This window comes from Neobacillus sp. BP17, assembly GCF_059579525.1.
In genome coordinates, this window is sequence record NZ_CM184198.1 from 5,011,625 (window position 1) to 5,033,116 (window position 21,492).

The following is a 21,492-nucleotide window of genomic DNA, read 5'->3' on the forward strand; positions in this document are numbered from 1 at the left end:
AAATGGATCCACCCTTTTTCTTTTTCATTATTGATAAACAGGAATATCATAGAGCAGCGTAAATTGTGTTAGCGTACTTAACATCTGTGACATTCTCGTCGTTTGTTTTACAGCCCAGCCAATATCTGTTGCATATTGATGGGAAGCATAACCATAGGTATTCATCGCATCTGGATTCCAGCGCATTTTATAGAGCGTGTCTTGTCCTGCATGAATATACTTTTCAGCAGCAAACTTGGCACCGCCAATGATTGCTTTCTCGACAGTTGTCCACCCTTGTTCATAAGCAAACTGAGCACCATAATAATCTGGGTTGATGTCAAAGGCACCGACGCCATAAACATTATAGACCGTTACGCCATTTACTTTTATCCCAGTGGCAAGCTTACTTGAACCATTACCAGTTTCTAAAAGTGAATGACTGATGAGGTAGATCTCATTGACATGGTAAGTTTGGGCTGCATTTATATAGGAATTCCCCTTACCTGCAAGAACACCTTTTCCATAAAGAATCCGGTTATTCAACTCAGTTGCGTTTGTCCCTGCCGGATGCGACAAGATTAAGAATTGCAAATACGTATCCGAATTAGATTGGAAGTTTAGAGGGTCCAGATAATATTCAACTTGTTCGCTTGTAGCGGATAACCACTCTGCGTCTTTATCGGTTACTGGCGAAGCATTCTTTTGCATATTTACCGCTTGATCTAAAGTCAAATCATAGACCGTTATTCGCTGTTCACCAATATCTGACTTGTTAATATAGCAGATCACAACTTTTCCATTTACTGTAGCATAGGATTTATACCAGTGTTCACTATAGTTATAAAATTTTAGTATCATATTTTTCGGATAATCTCTTAGAATCTTCGAATCTCTTGAAGGCAATGAATAAACATGAGTAGATGATCTTAATGACAGACCTTGTAAAGTAGTATTCGAGAAGTTAGATTGCTCGAGATCATCCTTATGAATATAAATCGTCTGAACAGTCCCATTTACTGTTACATACGACTTTTTCCAATGAGTTGTATACGAATAATATTTTAAAATGGATCCTGGTTTATAGCTTTTCAATACTTTCGCATCCCTAGTTGGAGAAGCGTACAATTTGGTAGGATTTAAAAGCGCAATTCCTTCCTCTTTTTCCGCTTGATTAACCAGCTGGTCCACTTCATCCTTTGCAATATAGACAACAGTTGGGACCCCATTATAAGTCACAGTTGACTTATACCATTGTGATGAAAACGTGTAATACAATAACTTTGCACCGGGACGATAGGTTTTTAAAACCTTTGACCCCTTTACTGGAGCAGAGTACATGTTTGTTGGGTTTGATACCGCGATCCCGGATTGTTTCACAGGATTGGTTGTTGGTTTTTCAACATCGTCTTTATGAATATAAATCGTACGGATCTGTCCATTCACAGATACGGCCGATTTATACCAATCAGATGTATAGGTATAAAAAGAAAGATAGGAATTTTCTGCAAAGGTTCGTAATACTTGAGCATTTCTTGATGGTGAGGCATAAAAATTAGTTGGGTTCTTTGCAGCAAAACCTTCTTGTTTAACTGGATTAGCGATAATCTGCTCGACATCATCCTTGTTAATGTAGACGGATTGCAGCACACCATTAACATTCACGCTTGATTTATACCAACCGGATGTATAGGTATAATATTTTAATAGAGAGCCTTCGCTATAAATTCTTACAACTTTTGAACTTCTCATTGGTGAGGTGTATAAATTAGTCGGATCCTTCAACGCAATCCCTTCAGACTTAACCGGTGTTGAGGTGATTAAATCTATCTCACTTTTTTGGATATAACCTAACTGATTGGTGCCTACAACATTGGCTGTGGTAACATACCAATCAGCTGAAAAATCATACACTTTTACAGAAGTACCTTCCGTAAACGTCTTAATAGGGGCAGAATCTGTAGATGCTTCTCCATACACAACAGTCTCAGGCTGAATGGTTATCCCGACAAGCTCGACCTCAACAGTCGCCATTTTAGCAGCCTTAGTCATATTGTTTTTTTCGACCGCAGCGTTTGAGTCTAACTGTTCTTTCTCAACTGTAGGTGGTGTTTCTTCAGTAACTGCTTCGTTCTCAACGGCCGTAGGTGATTCCTCAGCTTCTGTTTTCTGTTCAACATCCGCCGTAGATGATTTTTCAGCTTCTGTCTTCTGTTCAACATCCGCCGTAGATGATTTTTCAGCTTCTGTCTTCTGTTCAACATCCGCCGTATTTTCCTCGGCAGCTTGAACCTTATCATCCGAAGCCGTTGAATCTTGTTCCGTATCGACAGCAGTTATTGCTGCCTCAGTCGCACTCCCCTCTGCAAACGCAGGTAAAGGACTCATTGTTGTTGTGAACAATAAGCCTGCGATAGTGGCATGTCCAACTATTTTTCTAACCTTCTCCATAATGCCTCCCTAAAAAGTGATTATTAATTTGTAAAAAAGTCAATTACGACCCTCAAGTCCTCTACAAAGTTTGACCTTGAAATGAGAATCAACGTGTTCTCTATAAATCTAGCAATATTTCAAGAACATATTTCAGTAGACGAACTATTTTCTATTGTAACAATATAGTCATAGAATTTTAATCTATTTTTACAAATTACGACAAAATACTTATACCAAAATCGACAATTTGTGGGACTTTTATATCGGGACCACAAAAATATAGAGCTATTCCCCAAATGGAAAATAGCTCTTTTGAATCTTGCCCTAGATTATTTTTTTGGATATTTAGGTTGATTTATTTGGCGAATCGCTTCATAAACCCGTTTACAGTTATCTTGATCCGTAAAGGAATAAAATTGATTCACTCGTTCCTGAAACGCGGCTTCCATTTGACAATTTTGATTCATATATTGAATAATTCTGTCTGCCACTTGCTCACTTTCAGTCAAGACATCACCAAACCCCATCGTTTGATAATCAAAATAACCTTCTGCCAAATGGTTCATTCCAAATTGATAATATATTACCGGCTTCTTTAGATAAGCAAAATCAAAGGCGACCGAGGAAAAATCCGTGACCAGTAAACTGGATTGATTAAAATTATCACGATAACTGCTATTCATGTCCGCCACTTCAATCGAATCATCAATCTGATAATCCTTCAACTGCTGCCTGATATTAGGATGTGGGAAAAAGACAAGCTTATAACCTTTTTCTTTTGCTGCTTTTAATAACTTTTCATTGTTCAGCAAATCATTGAAGGCCTTAAAGTATTCTGATTCCTTAAAAACAGGATTATATTCGCGCGTTCCAGTGATTGGATTTAGTTTTGCTACCAAATCGCTGCGCCATGTCGGCATGATAAGAATCCGCTTCTTATCATCATTTTGCAGCTTATCAAAGCGCGGAAACCCTGATAAAAGGACCTCTTTTTCGGTGTAATCATAATGGCCATTTACAATCGAATCGTATTCCTGATTGGCCGCCGTGATAAACAGACGAATATTCTTCTTATATTTATTTAACCAACTCGAAATATCGTCCTTCGTGATGCCGTGCTGCAGGAAAATAAAATCATACGTAAATAAATCCTTAAGATACTTTTTCATTTTCCCAAATGGATTGACAATAAACTCATCGGCATGAGAGGAAATCAACTTGTCGGCAAGTAATAAATACCGTTTGTGCTGGCGCGATCCATATGGAATAACATTGCCAATTTTTTGAAGTCGTTTAAAATCTTCACTATCTTGATTTATAACAAAGTATTTCTGAATGCCATCCTGCTGCTTTGTCGCATATTCAAACAGAACTTCCGCATTGTCATCGGCTTTATTAACCCGGTCCATAAATAACCAAATACGCTTCTTTTGAAAGAAGTGCTTTTGGAAAAAATGATCTAATCTGATCAATAACGCCTTTCTGGAGCCTGGTTTATTCAATTTATATAAAGTCTTAAGTACGGCAATTTCTTTCCCACGAATTAATTTAAATTCACTTTTTCTAATCAAAAATTGCTTCTTCTTTTTCTGGTAAATAACCATGTAGCCGTTCTTATTAAAATAAGAATAACTATTATCTTTTAAGTGGCTTTGCCCGCTAAATAGCATATCTAACTTTACTTTACTCTCTTTGACGATTACATAAAAAGTAACTTTTAGAGATTTACTCTGTTTTCCTATTTTATCTAAAGGAAAGTTGAATTTAATCCCTAGCGCCTTTTTTATGTTTTTCCCAAAGACATTCGTATCTTTATAAAAACGTTCGACGATTTGTGTTTCAATCATTTCATCATTAACGTCAGCAACAATTTTCGTATCACTATTTTCAAAAAGGGAAGTAAAATGACCTTCAATGAAAAGCTGCTTATTCTCAATATTGATTAACTCTACTGCCAATTGATGCTGGTCCAAAGCATCCATGACCCGATTGCCATGTAATAAGACAGCATTATTAGGTGAATGGAATGGTTGGTAAAAATCAGCATAATTCTGGTCGTACTTAATTCGTAACAAATAATTCTTCCGATACATATTTAAATGCTTCTGTTCCAGAATAATATCCTCATCGATAAAACTTAATAACTCTTTAAGTTTTTTCAGGAAATTTTCTGTTTCCTCTGCTGTCATAAGTACATTTAAATCATTATTATTAAGACGCCACTGCAAATCATACATTATCATATATTGGAAGTATTTCGGAACAAATCCCAAAATCTCCAGTGACATATTAATGAACGTAAATGAAAAGTTCTTTAGACTGTGCAAATAATAATCCTTATCCTGTAAGGCTTGCTGGGTCGCCGAAGTATTAGTACTTCGTTTACGGTAATGATATTTAGCTTTTTTTACAACACCATATTCACACTTCTTCAAGATAATCCGATTTAACCATTCTGCATCTTCCCCATATTTAAGGGTTTCTTTAAATCTTTGCTCGCCAATTGCCGTCCTTCGAACAAACGAACTAGATGCAGACATTTGAATAAAGCGATGGTCCTTTAGTATATTGATGATTCTATTGGATGCGTATTTGTAATTTAGTAGATGCTCACCTTTAGCCTGGTCAAACCAATAGATTGGAATGGAAACAACATCGATATCTTTTCCTTGCTTTTCAAAAAAGTTATAGACTTTTTCTAAAGCATTTAATGATAATTTATCATCTGGATCGAGGAAGTTAACATATTTCCCCTTTGCTGCCTCTAACCCGGCATTACGGGCACTACTTACCCCTTGGTTTTCTTGATCAATAAAGACGATATTATTCGGATACTTTTTTTGAAACTTTTTACATAGTTTCCCGCTTTCATCTATGCTTCCATCGTTAATCAAAATCAATTGAATATGCTTGTCGAAATTTAACGTTTGATTAATGATGCTCTCGACAGCTTCTTTTAAATAGTCTTCAACATTATACACCGCCATAATGATTGAAAAATAAAAATCATTATAGGACCGATTTTCTGGCTCCAAATTTACTACCTCCGAAAGAATAGATTAGAAAAAGGGCAAGCATCATGTTTACTGATTTTCACCCTGCCCTGGATGATTAAAATTTGTTAATGCAGGGGTTACAAATATTGAGTTGATATTATTAAGTAGGATAACTTGGTCAATATTGTTTTTCTCCACATATTTTTCGATGGGCATTTTGTTGTACTGACGAGGATCTATTACATGCGTCTCTTTATAATGTGGAACAAGAAATTGAATAAATGCATTCGCATAAGAATCCTTTATCACTAATAGCTTTTTTCCATTTGTTTTATTTGGATTTGTAATGGTAATATGGGCATAATCCCCGCCTAAATAGGCTTGGTAACGATTAGTATAGGGATCTTCCATTGTTAAAAAATCCATATTATATAAACCACTTCTTGAGCGATTTCCCCATTTCATCGTAAACGGCTGATGTTTTTCTTTCAGCTGTGCTACTAAAATTGTATCAGTCTTCTTAGCATTGGCGCTTGTTGTTTTCCTCGCATCGGAACCATAAAACGGTTTTCCAATAAGCTTCCATGTGTAATCGTTATATTGGTAAACCCTATCTTTACTTTGCTCATTCGCATTAATTGCAGACATGACATTTTGATAGGCATAAAAAGCTGCCTTTGCTTGCCAATGATGGTCTGTATAGAAATACATATAGTCTTCATTCATATGCTTAGCCAGGACGGTACGGGAGTCAATCGGATGAGACGCTTTTCCAAGCTCTTTATAAAGAATGTTCATATTTTTTTGACCAAAGCTTGGAAAATAGGCAGGAAATTTATCCTCCATCATGGTTGATTTATTCGGCATTAATGCGGTATACACACTAATGTTCTTTTTCGCAAGATGTGCCGCAAGTTCATTAATTCTGCCCGCTGTTTGTTTCGCATCAGCAGGGGTGACCTCGGCAACTTGTGACAACAAATATCCATCATCCGCCACATAGACATCCTCAATTATATTTTGTCTGAGGAAATTCTTATTAATAAGGGCGTTCGTTTCAATAAATGAATCACGCATCGGAAATTGATCATTGTAATATTGCTCAAACCGCTTGGAATACTCCCCAGTAAGTAAATTATCCTTATTTAAATCGGGCCTTTGCGCCAGCTTTCGATTTTCTAGTAACGACATGGACTTCGATGGGGTCACAAATGTAAAGATAAAGAAACCGAAGATCGTTAATAGAAAAATAGCTATAACGGCAATGCCTTGTACATTAGCTTTTTTCATAATTCCCTCCATACTCATTAAAACCGGAAATAAATAAATGGATTGAAGGTGGACGATACCACGCTAACAAGCGTTAAAAAGAAAATAACAGCATAACTTGCTGTAACCACAAAATCTCTGCCGCTTGCGATGCCCGTTGTCCCCGGTTTAATAACTTTGTCTTTGAGAACTTGGAATACAGGTGTAGCAGCAATGATAGCAATCAATAGAACGATTCCATATTGGGAAAGGTAAAAGCTTGCCTGCTGGTCCCAAATCGGGTTGCCATTCGCAAAAAACATCACTTTCAAATAATTAAACCCATACGTGAATGTCTCTGCTCGAAAGAATACCCAGCCAATCAGCACAGCAATAAGGGCGTAAAGATGCTGGAATACCCTCGGAATACTTTTGATCCATTTCAGTAAAAATGCTTTTTCTAACATGATTAACACTCCGTAATAAACTCCCCACGCGATGAACGTCCAGGCGGCACCATGCCAAATCCCAGTTGCAAGCCAGACAATGAACAAATTTCGGTAGGTTTTATATGTTCCACCACGGTTTCCGCCTAAAGGAATATATAAATAATCCTTGAACCAGGTACTTAAGGAGATATGCCATCTTCTCCAGAATTCCGTTGCAGAACGCGAAATATACGGATAATTAAAGTTCTCAAGAAAATCAAAGCCAAACATTCTTCCTAAACCGATGGCCATATCGGAGTATCCCGAAAAGTCAAAGTAGATTTGTAATGAATAAGCTATGATTCCAATCCATGCCATGCCCACGGACATTTCACCTGCAGGCATGGAAAAAACTTGGTCAGCGACCCAGCCGCAATTATTGGCTAGAATCATTTTCTTGGCAAGGCCAATGATAAATCGTTTCGTCCCATACGCAAATTTCGATATCGATTCTTTCCGTTCATCGATTTGGTGTGCCACTGTGACATAGCGGACAATCGGTCCAGCAATCAGCTGCGGAAACAACGCTTTATACATCGCCATATTGATTAGGTTTTTTTGTGCTTTCGCATCTTTTCTGTACACATCAATTACATAGCTTAGTCCTTGAAAGGTAAAAAAGGAGATCCCTAACGGAAACGGAATATTTCCCAATTCAATCGTGGTTCCAAACAGTTCATTAATGTTATCGACAATAAAATTTGCGTATTTGAAAACAATCAAAATGGACAAATTCGCAAAAATAGTTACCCCCATTATCCACTTAATCAAGACATGTTTTTCCCTATTTTGATCAACTAATAGTGCAAAAACATAATTGAGAACAATAGAAAGAAACAAAAATAAAACAAACTTTGGTTCGCCCCATGCGTAAAAAAACAAACTAGCCAAAAGTAAAACGGTGTTCCTTAACTTTCGGGGGGCTAAAAAATATAAAGTTAGTGTAAGAGGCAAAAATAAAAATAAAAATACGGTTGAACTAAATAGCACGATTTTTATCCTCCGTGATTCTCTGATTGTTTTTGAAAGCTTGGGTCCTCACCCAGCAATACTTTTTTAACGACCTTCTCCGTGGATTTTCCATCATGCCAGCTGCAGAACCGTTCATAGAATGCAGCGTATCTATCTGAGTACTGCTCACTTATCACATCAATGTTTGCAATCGCATCTATGACGGCATCACTTGTCCGCAGTAATGGTCCTGGGCCTTCATTTTCAAAATCCAGATAGAACCCTCTTAATTGGTCCCGATACTTATCCAGGTCATACGTAAAGAATAAAATAGGGCGCTTAAGATTGGCGTAATCAAAAAATACTGAAGAATAATCAGTGATAAGAATATCCGAAATCAGGTATAATTCAGCAATATCATCATACTTTGAAAGATTGAACGCAAAGCCATCCAAACCTTCCACATTAATATCATCCGCAATAAAATAGTGCATCCTTAGTGCGACTACATAGTCACCTCCAAGAGTTTCCTTCATTTTATGTAAATCCAACTGCAGTTGAAATTTATATTTTCCTGGCTCATAGAAGTCATCATCCCGCCAGGTTGGTGCATATAATACCACCTTTTTATGGTCAGGAATCCCTATGGTTTTCTTGACACGAGCCACAATTTCTTCTTTTTGCGGTGAATAAAGAATGTCATTGCGGGGGTAGCCAAACTCCAGCATTTCGTTATCAAACTTAAAGGCACTTCGAAAAATTTCAGAAGAATAGCGGTTTGGTGATAATAAATAATCCCACGCCCGTGACTGCATATAGAAATCCCGCTTATATCTTGGATTGGCCGAATAGACGTCCTTCATATCAAAAACCAATTTTTTTAGCGGAGTCCCATGCCACGTTTCCAAAAATACATTTCCCTCTCGCTTGACAAGATGGAGCGGTTGCCGCATATTATTGATCCAGTATTTCGATACCGCAAAATAATAATAGTAGGCAAGACTGAATCGTTTTACGATTTTCGCATTTCCAGGAATTTTACGATTTTTATCATTGAAAACCCAGATACACTGATACTCAAGATTGTTTTCAATAATATATTCGTAAATATTACGGGGACTATCCGAATAGTTCTTTCCTAAGAAACTTTCAAAAATAATGTAATTATCTTTCATCGGGAATCTTAAGAATAATTTATTATAGATGTATCTTTTAAGCCTAGTGAACCCTTTTATCGCATTTTTAAAGTCCCTTGCTTCAACATGGAATTTATATCCTTTAATGAATTTGTCTTTATTTCCAGCCCGTAACTGATTGACTTCCCTTTTAATATGACTAGGCTGCGAAGCAATACTAGCTGGGTTGAGAATACTCATTGCTGAAGACAATAAGTCAAAGAACTCATCCAAGTGTTTTTGATCGTTAAAAATATTTATAACCTGTCGTCGATAAAATCTGAGAAGCAGCCCGTCCAAATATTCCTTAACTGATTGAGACGTTCCATACTGTTGATTCATTTCCATATAGACTTTGATAAAATCTCGAGTTCTCTCTTGGATAGAACGTTGGACCAGACTTGGATTGGAAATGGGGTCATTACGAACCCGTTGAAAATATGTATGGATATTTAAGCTGGGTAAACTCTTAACGTATAATAGAAACGGGATGATCCCTGATATATCTGTGGCGCCTTCCGTTTCCTCATAAAAGCGAACCTTATGTTCCTTGATGAAACTGCTCCGAATCAATACATTTAAAATACTTCCGCTATGGAATATTTTTTGACTTGGATTAGGGGTCACGATGACTTCCGTAGGCTGTGGAACCTCTAAATCATTGGGTCTTAATAATCGTTTAGTTTTCCCTGCAATCGCGGGTGCATCTTCAATAGATGATAGAAGAATTTCAATCGCTTTTTCTGCTAGGATGTCCTCACTATCTAGAAAAAGCACAAACTCTCCAGTTGCGGAACTCAAGCCTTTATTCCGTGAGTAGGCTACTCCCTTTTTTGATTCATTTTTTATATAGACCATTCTTTTGTCGTGTTGCAACGTTTCAATGTATCGAGTATTTTCTGCATCCGAACCATCATTTATGATGATAATCTCCAGATTCGTATAGGTTTGTGATAATACGGAATTTAAACAATCTCCGATGAATTCCATGGAGTTATAATATGGGATGATGATTGATACCGTCGCTTTTTGTTTAATATTCATACTTTTTCTGTCACACTCCCTGAAATTTCGACAATATTCCTATTAGATTTTAACAATTAATCATTGTTATGTATAGATTTTGTTAATTTATACAATTTTATCGGTTTATTAGACGATTTGTGTTAATGAAAATCAAATAAAATGACTGGGGACATAATAGATAGACAAGAATACACCATAAGGGGAAGGATTGAACAGATGAGAAAGTAGTATTTTATTAGCTTTTTTCTAGCTGTTATTATTTATACAAAGTATCGGAGGAATCCCTTGAATTTTCAGATCTAAATATGCCTATACCTTAACCACAACAAAAAGAGCTGCCTCTCTTGCAGCCCTTTTTGTGTTTTATTATTGTAAGTAAATCTTAATGGTATCGTGGTCAAACACATTTTAAACATTTTAAATGGTCTGATTAAAATCTCTTATCATTCCAAAAATTCTTCACAATATGTTTTTGCGGGTTATAGACCTCTAGTGTATAACCTTTTTTGCGCAGGTAATCAATAATAATCGGAAGCTGCTGTGCTGTTCCTTTTGAATCATGGAATAGAATCACGATTGGTCCCTTTTTACCTTTAAGTCCGGATTTCACTCTTGATGTAATCGTCTTCGGATTGGTCCGATTATATTTCCAATCAAGTGTATCAATGTCCCAATCCCACATTTTAAAGCCCTTTTTTGCTAATGCATCCCTTAAGGGTTTCTTCATATAGGGTTTGCTTCCATACGGCGCGCGGGTCAACATACTATTAAACTTTGAAACTCTTAACAAAGTTTGCCGTGTCTTCTCCATTTCGACTGCAACGTTCTTTGAACTTCCGCGATATAATTTTTTTACACTGTGGGAAACACTATGTAATGCTGGATAATTGCCTTCTTTAATCATTCTCTTAACCGTTTTAGGATTTCGTTTGATATTTCCTTCGATCATAAAAAAGGTTGCATGTGCTTGTTTCTTTTTCAAAATATCAAGTATTTTAGGCGTGTATTGATTCGGGCCATCATCAAAGGTCAAATAAACAACCTTACTAGCTGTTTTCTCGCTCGCATACGTTTTATTTGTTGAAAAAAAGCAGGTACTTAGCAGAAGCAGCATCGCAAAAATGACAGTGGTTGTTTTTTTTAACATATCTTTTTCCCCCTTTAAAAATAAGGCTGTGTTAAAGATTAATGTTGATTTTGGCACTCTGTTGTTTGGAGTGGAAGGCACGAAGACTCCTGCGGGAGTACGGGTCAGGGGAGACCCCGCAGGCGCTAAAAGCGCCGAGGAGGCTCCCCGGCACGCCCGCGGAAAGCGAAGTGCCTGGAACGGAAAACAACAGACATGTTTAACACAGCCAAAATTAAAAAACTCTAAATCTTCTATTCTAAGATATGCAATTGACGCTTTTCCTCAATTCTCGTGCAAAAGAAAAATCCTACGTGATGAATAATCCCGCATGATTCCAAACAACCTATGGATAAAACGAGATTTTTTCCTGAGGTGAATGATATATGGAAGATAAACCATTTATTTTTTCTAGAAATATGACCGCGATTTCCAAGGGACTTGCCATCGTCTTAATGGTTTATCACCATTTATTTGCTTTTCCCAACCGTATTGAGGCTGTCCATTACAAGCCGATTATGATGGTTGATAACTTACCTTTAGACCAGCTTATTGGTCAGTTTGGTAAACTATGTGTAGCTATTTTCCTGTTCCTCAGCGGATTGGGTCTTTATAAAAGCTTCGAATCAAAACACAAGTTTACCTTCCGCCAGGGGCTGATAAGGGCATTTAACTTTTTTACTATTTACTGGCTTGTCTTTTTTATTTTTATTCCGATTGGACTCAAATATTTTGATGACACGGTAAGATATGCGTGGAACCCTAAACTGTTTATTTATAATTTATTTGCCCTGATTCATACCTATAATGGCGAGTGGTGGTTCATCTCTGTTTATATTGAATTGGTATTGCTTTTCCCACTAATTATAAAATTGATTGAAAAATGGCCTACTTTGATAAGTTACCTCTCGTTTATTTTTTTGTTTCTTTCTGCTTTCTTTTTACACATTGACGAATTTTTTTCTAACCTAGAACTAGTTCAAATTGGAATCAATCATGTAGGGACGTTATTTCAGTGGCAAATCATGTTCATTACTGGGATCTACTTTTCCAAATATTCTTTATTTGAAAAAATGGATGCATTTTTCTCTAAAATACACCTAAATAATAAGATCGTGTTTTTGCTGCTTCTTGTTCTCTATTTTTATTTCAGACAGTACTCTTTCAAATTTATTATTGAAACAAGAGGACCTGAAATAGAGGGAATCTATAACTACTCAGATTTTATTCTTGCCCCTTTGGTGATTTTCTCGTTTGTGAAACTAGTTCAAAATATCACCATACTGGAGAGGTTATTTCTTCTATTAGGAAAACACTCAACGATTATTTGGCTGACACATACCTTTTTTATCTATTACTTTTTTCAAGAAATCAGCTTTGCTCCTTACTATTCGACACTAATCGTGATTTGGGTATTTATCCTAACCATCATGGTTTCGATCGGAATTAACTTCCTAATCGATCTGGTTCATATTCCTTTTTTCAGAAAAACGAGGATGGGAACGTCTTAATAATAACTAATCGCTTGGCTTCCAAATTGTTTCCATCCCTCAACAAATGTTTTGATCGGGCGCTTTTTATTCTTCGTTCCATCCAACGGATCATTGAAATAAACATATTTAGAATCGTAGCCAGTGATCACAACTGAATGTTCTTTATAGGTAATCCGAACCGTTCCATTTGAAGTGTACCATGTCTGCCAATAAGAATTAGGAACACGGCTGAACCAGCTCGTATTAATAATCCAGACCGGATGGCCGGCACTTACGTAACTTAAAATCGTTTCGAACGGCTTTCCAGTTAAATTTTTAATCCGATTCGGTTTATATCGTTCTGCTAAGGCTTCAATCGGTTTATTAAAAACGCCTAACCCTGGTTTATTGAAGGTATACATATTGCCGACAAACCCATAATTAGGATGGCCGAAATAGATTTTGCCGTTTTTCCGTTGCATGACAGCTGGGTCCTTTTTCACTTGTTTGGCCAGTGTCATTTTATTTGCCTTTGTACCTGAATAATTCAACATCATCGCTAAACTCGTCACTTCACACCCACGCGGCAGCTCAGGCATTTGGCGAATGACGGACACATTCAATTTCTGCTTTTTTAGCTTGGGCTGTGACTTAACAATCACTTTTCTTGCTAAACTTTTATTTTTGGCTTGATCGACAGCATAAACCTCGATGACCGTTTGTTTTTTTTGCTGCGGAATCAGAAAAGAATAATTTCCGTTTTTGTCTGCAGCCTTCTTTAAATAATACTTTGAGTTTCTATTTACATAAACGATGGCATTTGCCTCTGCCTTACCTGAGATCGTAAAGGACTTATTAGTCAGATTATTTACCGTAGGCATTTTCGGCGGCGTTTTATCAATCACACCAGTGGCTGCCTCTGCCTTACCTATGTTTGCTGCAAATAGCAGTAAACTCAGCAATGGTACCATCCATTTTATTCTCTTCATCTCTCGTCAACCCCTCCATAGAATGATTTAAAAAAGCTAGGGGTGAATTCTCCCTAGCTAAGACGGAAAATTTACATGCTTATACTAAGATCAGCAATATATTTACTAGCGACATATCCGACTCTTCCACCTAAATCAACAACATAGTAATCTTTATCAATTTTGAAAAAATAGTAATCTTGGTCTTTATTAATATAGGCAATGACCTTACCTGCAATAGTTTTGTCGACTACGGGTGTTTTCTCCTTCATTTTAATGATGCCGATTTGGGGAAGGTTTGCAGCCCAGCCGCTTACTGTCGTTTTCTTTAGGGCAACCACTGATTTCTTTTCAATATATCCGGTGCCTTTTCCGAATTTGACTCCAAACCAAGTACCCTTGGTTGAGATAATTTTTAGAGTTTGGTACTTTTTCAATGTTCCAATCGCAGCTGTTTTGCTGTTATTTTGATAGATGGTTACATCTGCTTTACTCTTAAAATATGGTGCTGACGCCTTCGCTTTGTGATATTTGTTAACTATAGCCGCAACCCCGGCAATGACCTTTTGTGACTTCTCATAGGAAATACCTTTTGTCATGATTGCTAAGACGTAAGGGTTTTTGTCATACACAATCGCTGCATCGTTATAGATTCGGTCCATTGGAATCATCCCAACCTTGTGGGCCACGGGGGTCCCCTTAATTCCGCGTGGAATGGTCGTATTATAAACGGTCTTTTTCAAATAGCCGACTAGTTCTTTGCCTAACGGGCTTCTATTCGAGAATTGATAGAGCCTTTTCGCATAGATTGTTAAATCTTTTGCAGAGGTTAAATTTCTCCCATTCGGATAGGCATACTTGCCGCCAACGCTTTTCATATATTTAATAAAATTTTGTTGTCCGACTCGTTCCTTTAACATGATAAAGGCAATATTATCACTATAAATCATCGCTTTTTTAACCAAATCACGAATGGTATAGTACGTCCCAACTTTATCCTTTTGAATGACGCCGCTGCCGCCATAATAATGATAACTCTGGTATTTCAGCTTCTGATTCAAATTGATCTTGCCTTTAGCTGCTTGCTCCATAATATAGAGGGCTAGCGGCAATTTAATCGTGCTTGCCGCACGGCTAGAGGTCTTCCCTTTTATTTGATAGCTTTCACCTGTTACCAAATCCTGGTACTGAAGCATAACTACGCCGCCAGATTTTTTTATGTACTTGTTTAGTTCAACAGATGCCTTTTTAGTAAAATCCTGATGCGCTGTTAATTCTGCAGCATTTGCCTGTTGGCTCGGGATAATCATGGAAAATACTAAAAAAGCACTAATTATTCCTAGTAAAAAACGTCCTGCCTTCAACCCTTTCCCCATCCTTCTTACATTTTATCTTTCTTAAATTTTAACAAAATTTTCAATTTATGAATATAGGATTCTACTATAAAAAGGAAATAGATAATGGAAATGGATATCCAATGTGGATACCCACAAAAAAAAAGACTATCGGCAAACCCCAATTTTTAGGATTTGTCGACAGTCTGAGGTGGAAAGAGGATGTTCCTATTCATTCCACTTTTTAATTTTTTGCTTTTCCTTTATCTGCTTCTACATCAAAGGTTAATTCCGTTCGCGCTTCATAATATGAAGAAATTCCGGAATTATATTTATCCTTTGCTTCAACGAAAATAGTGTAGGTACCTGGATTTTTTGCTGTCCATTTCAATGTACTACTGACCCCATAATCTTGTAATACGATTACTGCTCCCTTTTTATCTAAGATATAGAAACGATATTCAGGGCTCCTACTTCCTTCCGAAGTAGCAGTAAACTGAATTGGATCTTTAAAGACCTGTGTACCTGGCTTGTCAGTTGATACACTCACATTATTAACTTTTTCGTCTTTGACTGTTATTTCTGCCGCTAAACTTACATTCCCTGATTCGTCCGTAGCTGTTACAAAAATTTTCACGCCTGCTGCTTGTTTAGCTATGGTCATTGTAAATTGACCTTCAGCATTAACTGTTGCTGTACATATTTCTTGACCTTCTACTTTTGCGACAACTTTAGAGCCCGTTTCTGCTGTTCCACTGATTACTTCATCAGCATCAGTCACAGCATTTACAAACGGCTTTTCTGGCGCTGTTGTATCTGCCGTTCCTATTAGTTCTCTTGTATCTCTTACACGGATACGTGTACCCTGTGCAAAAGCACCAGATAAACCAACTGCTTCTAGGGTGTCACCCGTTTTAAGAACTGGTACCTGAACATTGCTTTGGTTCACAATGTATCCATCAGTGAACACTAACACATCACCAGAACCATCATTGATGACATAAGAATTTTCATCAAACTTAGATACGACTTGACCCTTAACTTTCACTAGGAATCCTTGGTTGGCAGCAGAAGTTGCTTCTCCAGTTGGTACTAGTTTCGGTTGGACAGGGTCACCTGATCCAAGTTTAATAACATCTTTTGCAAAGCTAGTAAACTCTAACTCAATATTATTATCAAATCTCTTAATGTGGCCATAAACACGTACTTTGTCACCTGGTTTTAAAGAACCATCTGGAACCTCAAGGTAAGCCATGATACCGCCAGTCTCATCTTGTAAGTTGAACGCATCAAAGAAGACGCCTGCACCAGTGGTAACCGTTCCTTCAACCACTACATCTGTATCATCAGCCAGTTTACGCACATCTGCAATATTTTGGACTTGCATTTCACGATGTGCCAACCAATTGACAGAGTTAAAAATTAATTCGTCATTGCCCTTTGGTTCATAAGATTCATCCATCTGTTTATCATTAAAGATGTTCATCCCTGAAACAATGATTCTTCCATTTTCACCAATTTCTTCAGAAGCGATTAATGGAATGGCTGATCCGCCTGTTTCATCAGAAACCGCATCGTAAGTGAATCCGCCTAAAACTTTTCCTTGGTACGTTGTTTCATTACCTTTTGCAAGGATGGTTACTTTATCTGATTCGGTTAATGCCTTATTATCTGCCCCAGATAAACTTGTTCCGCTGTAATAATCAACAAATGATACGCGGTCAGTAATATGGTTGGATACTAATCCTGGATGTACTCTGACTGCATACGGGCTGACAGCTGGATCACTCCAGAAGTTTCCACTCTTGCTATCGTCAAATACTCCATCATTCCCCATACGGATAGCTGATCCAATTTCGCTCAGTACTCCGTTATTAATGGAAGGATCCGTGCTGTTGTTGCTCTTACCGGCCATTAATAAGGAACCGCCATTTTTCACAAAATTAGCAACAGCTGTTTTTTCATCCGCTGTTAATGCTTTTCCGTGTGTAAGCACTAATACTTTTGTTGTGCTTAACACTTCATCTGTTAGTGCTGTTTTATTTTCAGCAACCGTGTAACCTTCTTTTTGAAGCATTAGCGTAAAGGCTTTTAAATTATCCTTATACGTTCCGCCATCTGTACTTGTGTTTTCGTTGTTATGGTTCGCATCGATTAACACCTTAATTCCAAGTGGCTCTTTGATCTTTACTGGTAATGAGAATTGAACATCACCAAGATTCAGTCCATCTAAGGAAGTTACAACGGCAATTAACTTATGATCACCTTTAATTGGGCTTGCCCATGTTGCTGTAGCTGTTGCTGAAGTTTTGGATAGAATCGAAGTGATATTGTTTGTACCAATAAGATTCTCCGTCTTAACTTCATCGTAATAGAAATCTACTTTTAGGTTTTTCACGACTTCAGTACCATTGTTCGCAACTGCTGCTTTTAATGTTGCAGGATTACCGTCAACGATGACTCCGCCGTCAATATCGATACTGTTCACTTTTACATCAACTGATTCTTCTTTAGACCAGATTGGTGAAGAGTAAATTCTCTCGCCATCCATTTGAGTAACTTTCACGACAAACCATTGCTGGCCGCCTGTTACCGTATATTCTGGTTTCCAAGTAAAGTCATTTTTCATTGGTGTAATTGAATCGACTACTTTGCTGCCATTTGAGATTAATTCAACTTTAGCAATTCGATCATCTGATTTATATGATGCTGGAAGATAATCATAGTCTGTGCTATTTTTCGCTTCCGCTACTAAGTCGCTTCCCTTAATATCAAATGTTAGGTTCTTACTATCAACCGTTGAACCCATATAGTAGCCATTAGCTGATACATCTAATGTGAAGTTTGGATCTTCTTCCATGTAGACCCGCATATTACGCATCGAGTTCATTAAAGAATCCTGAGAAAGATCGTCTGCAACGATGACGGTACGAGCATTGATTTGTCCCCATGTTCCTTCGTGGTTATCTTCACCATACGTAGGAGCAAGGTGCCAGCCTAAATCTAATGTAGAGAAGTATTTTGCTTCGGCATTGGCGTAGCCATAGTGACCAGAACCATTACCTACTTCAAGCATGGTAAATAATTTATCAACATCGCTATTGTACGGCTTAAAATTGTTAAAAGCATTGGCTGACATATCAGGATGGTTAAATTGACCAACGATATTGTCATACGTTAATACCCATGCATAATACTGATTTAAGTCTTGGTATTGCTTCCCGTTAATGTTACGGTCGATAAAATTATCTGTACCAAAGATATTGGAGTGGCCCCATGTAGTTGAAGTCATTTCAAATGCAGGGAATACAACATATTCACCGTTCTTTGTATATTCTTTCGCTAGGTCTTTCGTTGTTTGCCACTGTGTTCCACCTGAACGTTCCTGCATGACAGTTTTACCATCTTTTGCAGTACGGTTGACTGTATCAGTTCCTAATTTTTCAGGATCAATATCATGTGAGTGGTCAGAGAAAGCAAACCAATCGTAATTATATTTTTGACCAGCTTTTAAGGCATCTTCTGGCGTTCCGGCACCATCATGTGAAATGTTGGTATGGTTGTGTGTGGTACCACGGTAGTGGTTTCCGCCATCAAAACGTGGAACGATTTCAAACGTCCATTCCTTTGTATTCTCGTTGCCTTTTGTATCTGTCGCAGACACCTTTACCGTATGGACCCCAATTGTAAGATCCTCTGTTGGTGTATATTTAACCTGCGTTTTAGTAATAGTAGCTTCTGGAGCATTCAGTTCTTTGTCATCAAGCCACATTTGAACAGATGACTCATCAACTCCGCTTGGATCATTAATTAGAGCTGTAATTTCAGGACGTGGAGTTTCCACTTTTGCACCTTTTTGCGGTGTCTCTCCGCTGAAGGCAGGACCCGTTGTATCTTCAATCACTGCTACCGAATTTGGTGCAGCACCTGTTCCAACTGATTGTACCTTCGTGCCTGCTACAGCTTCGATATAGTAGTCAAAGCCGTTTGCTGGAACGTTTGCTGCATCCAATGTTGCTGTATAACGGCCTGTGCCGTCATTGCCCATTGCCAATTTAATATACTCAGTTGTTGCTCCTTTGGCACGATAGTAAACAGTTACACTTTCTGCACCATCGGCATTGGCCACAAATTCCACATTTGTATCTTTGTATACTTCTGTTAATGGTGTGTGTGTAATTCCTAAGATAGATGCTATATCCTTCACGTCACGCGGGAATATTTGGTATCCATTAACGTGTGTAGCATTTGAAGTATATTGTCCGACAATCCCTGTAATCGAGTAGCTCTTACCAATCACTAGATCAGTATCTGGGTTAATGCCAGTCTTCTCCATTACACGTAGAATAGTAGTTTTATTGTTTTCATCAACAATTGTTACATTGTAATTTGGTGCAGTTACTTCTACTGCGGAAATTTTTCCTGTTACTTTTACAAGGCTTCCTTCAAGAGGTTCAGCTGTTGCAAATGTAGTTACTTCTGGAATGGTTACTTCCTTAACCGTTGGAAGTGCTAGGCCTTCATCCAATTTCTGAATAGCAGTAGGCTCAAACTCAGTCATACCCTTATAAACGATGACTTTACCTGTCACTCGTAACTTGTCACCGCGTTGTACAGTTAGACCTGAATCAAGGCTTCCAAAAACATTGATTCCGCCTGTTGCATCTTGGATATAGAAGTTGTTCTTCTGTGTACCTAAAATACCATTTTGAATGGTTACGATTCCTTCAACTGTGAAGAACCCGTTTAGGTTTGTTAGAATCCCTTTCGAGTCAGTTGCTTTCACTTCGTTTAGTGGTGTGATGGTATTCAACACAGCTTTTTCAATCGCTACAGGAGCACTTTCAAGCATAATCCCTTTTGCTGTGCTGTATTGCTGTGTTACATAAACTTTATCAGGAGCATTGGTGTTTATTTTAATATTAAAATCTCCAGTTGCACTTGCTTTTGCTGTTTCAAGTAGTTCAGTTGCATTTTCTGCAGCATATACCTTGATGACGGAATCCTTAACAGCTGCGCCTGCATTACCGATTAATGTACCTACTCCACCTGATACCATGTAGTTCAATTTATCAACAGCAATACTCGAGGATGCTTTGGCTACGTCGATTTGAATAGCCGCACTTTCGTCCATATCACCTTGTTTAGCAGACACATAAACAGCCGGAAGTGCTTTAGATGCTGTGAAGCTGATTTCAAAGGAACCGTCAGCAGCTGCCTTTGCTGTGCCAAGTGCTGTTCCTTTAGCTGCTGTTTCATAGATACTCACGGTTGAGTTAGGTTCAGCTGAACCAGCACCACCCTTTAAGGTAGCTGAATTATCTTGTTGTTGTAAAAATTGAATGGTATTTCCTTTTGGCTGCAAGCTGATTACTGGAATCATCGGGACTTCAGGAGTGCTTTCAGTGTTTCTTGGTGCAGCAACTGGACCTACATAAAAGTCTGCTGCGTTATCATCAGTGTCCCATGCATTTCCTTTTCCAGGAGCAGGATCTGTGTTTGCGTAAGGGCGGCGTTGTGCACTTGTAGTGTTAGATAGAACTTTCGTTGAACCTGTCCCCTCAAAAGAAGTAGCTGATCCAAATCCTACTAAATCAATAACCACCGCGTCTTTATTTACTAATCTAACTTTCCCATTAGTACCAGACATAGCGAGGGAACCCGAGTCATCAGGTGTAGGAAGGTCAATACCTGCTGCTCCACCAGCCTCAGAAATTAAGTAATACCCGTGAGCAGGAATAGTTTTGTTTAATGGTGTTGTACCATTAAATGCTCCCGTACTGGAAGCATATTGTACAGACCATCCTGTAAGATCAACTGGTTGATCCGTCGGATTATAAAGCTCAATAAAGTCTTTATTGTATGGCGCTGCTGTAGTGCCGCTTCCGTTTCCTCCCCCACCAAACACTTGAGAGATAACAACATGATCAGCCATGTCTGCATGTGCTCTAATGTTTAGACCACTCGGCAAAAAGGTACTGACCAATAGAAGTGCTGCCATAGACGTGCTTGTCCAGCGCTTAAACTTCTTTTGTCTTTCTATCATTCATCTACCACCCTTTGTAGTAATTTCATTTACCTTAGTAAAAAGCGCTTACATTGCTTTCATATCAAGGTATTATATTGCTCTATAATTCTACAAAATTTTCATTAGTTTGGATATAGAAATATTCTACACTTATTTCTAAGAGGCCGTATTATTTTTCAATTAGGTATACAAATACTGTTAAAATGTGATTATATTAAGGAGGTTTCAGCCTTACTCATTTATTTGGTAAATTCAGTTAAATATTTTA

The 21,492-nt window shown here is 37.8% G+C and carries 10 protein-coding genes; 1 reads left to right on the plus strand and 9 read right to left on the minus strand.

What is annotated here, in order from left to right; genetic code table 11:
- Window positions 1-27: 27 nt before the first annotated feature.
- The 6 genes from AC4QJR_RS24570 to AC4QJR_RS24595 all read right to left on the minus strand — a co-directional run bounded on the left by AC4QJR_RS24570 (window position 28) and on the right by AC4QJR_RS24595 (window position 11,443).
- On the minus strand, window positions 28-2,430 hold the full coding sequence (locus AC4QJR_RS24570) for a glucosaminidase domain-containing protein (RefSeq protein ID WP_496524493.1): 2,403 nt from the start codon (window positions 2,428-2,430) through the stop codon (window positions 28-30).
- Between the two features lie 311 nt (window positions 2,431-2,741).
- Window positions 2,742-5,447, minus strand: coding sequence for a bifunctional glycosyltransferase/CDP-glycerol:glycerophosphate glycerophosphotransferase (locus AC4QJR_RS24575; protein ID WP_375375280.1), 2,706 nt, complete (start codon window positions 5,445-5,447; stop codon window positions 2,742-2,744).
- Between the two features lie 48 nt (window positions 5,448-5,495).
- A complete protein-coding gene (locus tag AC4QJR_RS24580; RefSeq protein ID WP_496524494.1) occupies window positions 5,496-6,698 on the minus strand; it encodes a DHHW family protein in 1,203 nt (400 codons plus the stop codon).
- 17 nt (window positions 6,699-6,715) lie between these two features.
- Entirely contained in the window at window positions 6,716-8,134 is a 1,419-nt protein-coding gene (locus AC4QJR_RS24585) for an MBOAT family O-acyltransferase (protein ID WP_375375282.1), read from the minus strand.
- A 5-nt stretch (window positions 8,135-8,139) separates the two neighbouring features.
- The gene (locus tag AC4QJR_RS24590) at window positions 8,140-10,314 is read right to left on the minus strand and encodes a bifunctional glycosyltransferase/CDP-glycerol:glycerophosphate glycerophosphotransferase (protein WP_496524495.1); all 2,175 of its coding nucleotides are present in this window, start codon (window positions 10,312-10,314) and stop codon (window positions 8,140-8,142) included.
- Between the two features lie 412 nt (window positions 10,315-10,726).
- A complete protein-coding gene (locus AC4QJR_RS24595) occupies window positions 10,727-11,443 on the minus strand; it encodes a polysaccharide deacetylase family protein (protein ID WP_496524496.1) in 717 nt (238 codons plus the stop codon).
- Between the two features lie 365 nt (window positions 11,444-11,808).
- Here AC4QJR_RS24595 and AC4QJR_RS24600 point away from each other — a divergent pair, with 365 nt between their 5' ends.
- Window positions 11,809-12,933 carry an acyltransferase family protein gene (locus AC4QJR_RS24600; protein WP_496524497.1) on the plus strand — a complete coding sequence of 375 codons (1,125 nt, stop codon included), beginning with the start codon at window positions 11,809-11,811 and terminating at the stop codon, window positions 12,931-12,933.
- Here AC4QJR_RS24600 and AC4QJR_RS24605 read toward each other — a convergent pair.
- The 3 genes from AC4QJR_RS24605 to AC4QJR_RS24615 form a co-directional block, all read right to left on the minus strand.
- Window positions 12,930-13,883: a C39 family peptidase gene (locus tag AC4QJR_RS24605; protein ID WP_496524498.1), complete on the minus strand. Its 954-nt coding sequence runs from the start codon at window positions 13,881-13,883 to the stop codon at window positions 12,930-12,932. The two genes, AC4QJR_RS24600 and AC4QJR_RS24605, sit on opposite strands and share 4 nt — an antisense overlap.
- A 71-nt stretch (window positions 13,884-13,954) precedes the next feature.
- Window positions 13,955-15,238 carry a serine hydrolase gene (locus AC4QJR_RS24610; RefSeq protein ID WP_496524499.1) on the minus strand — a complete coding sequence of 428 codons (1,284 nt, stop codon included), beginning with the start codon at window positions 15,236-15,238 and terminating at the stop codon, window positions 13,955-13,957.
- Window positions 15,239-15,440: 202 nt separating this feature from the next.
- A complete protein-coding gene (locus AC4QJR_RS24615) occupies window positions 15,441-21,242 on the minus strand; it encodes an Ig-like domain-containing protein (protein WP_496524500.1) in 5,802 nt (1,933 codons plus the stop codon).
- Window positions 21,243-21,492 lie beyond the last annotated feature (250 nt).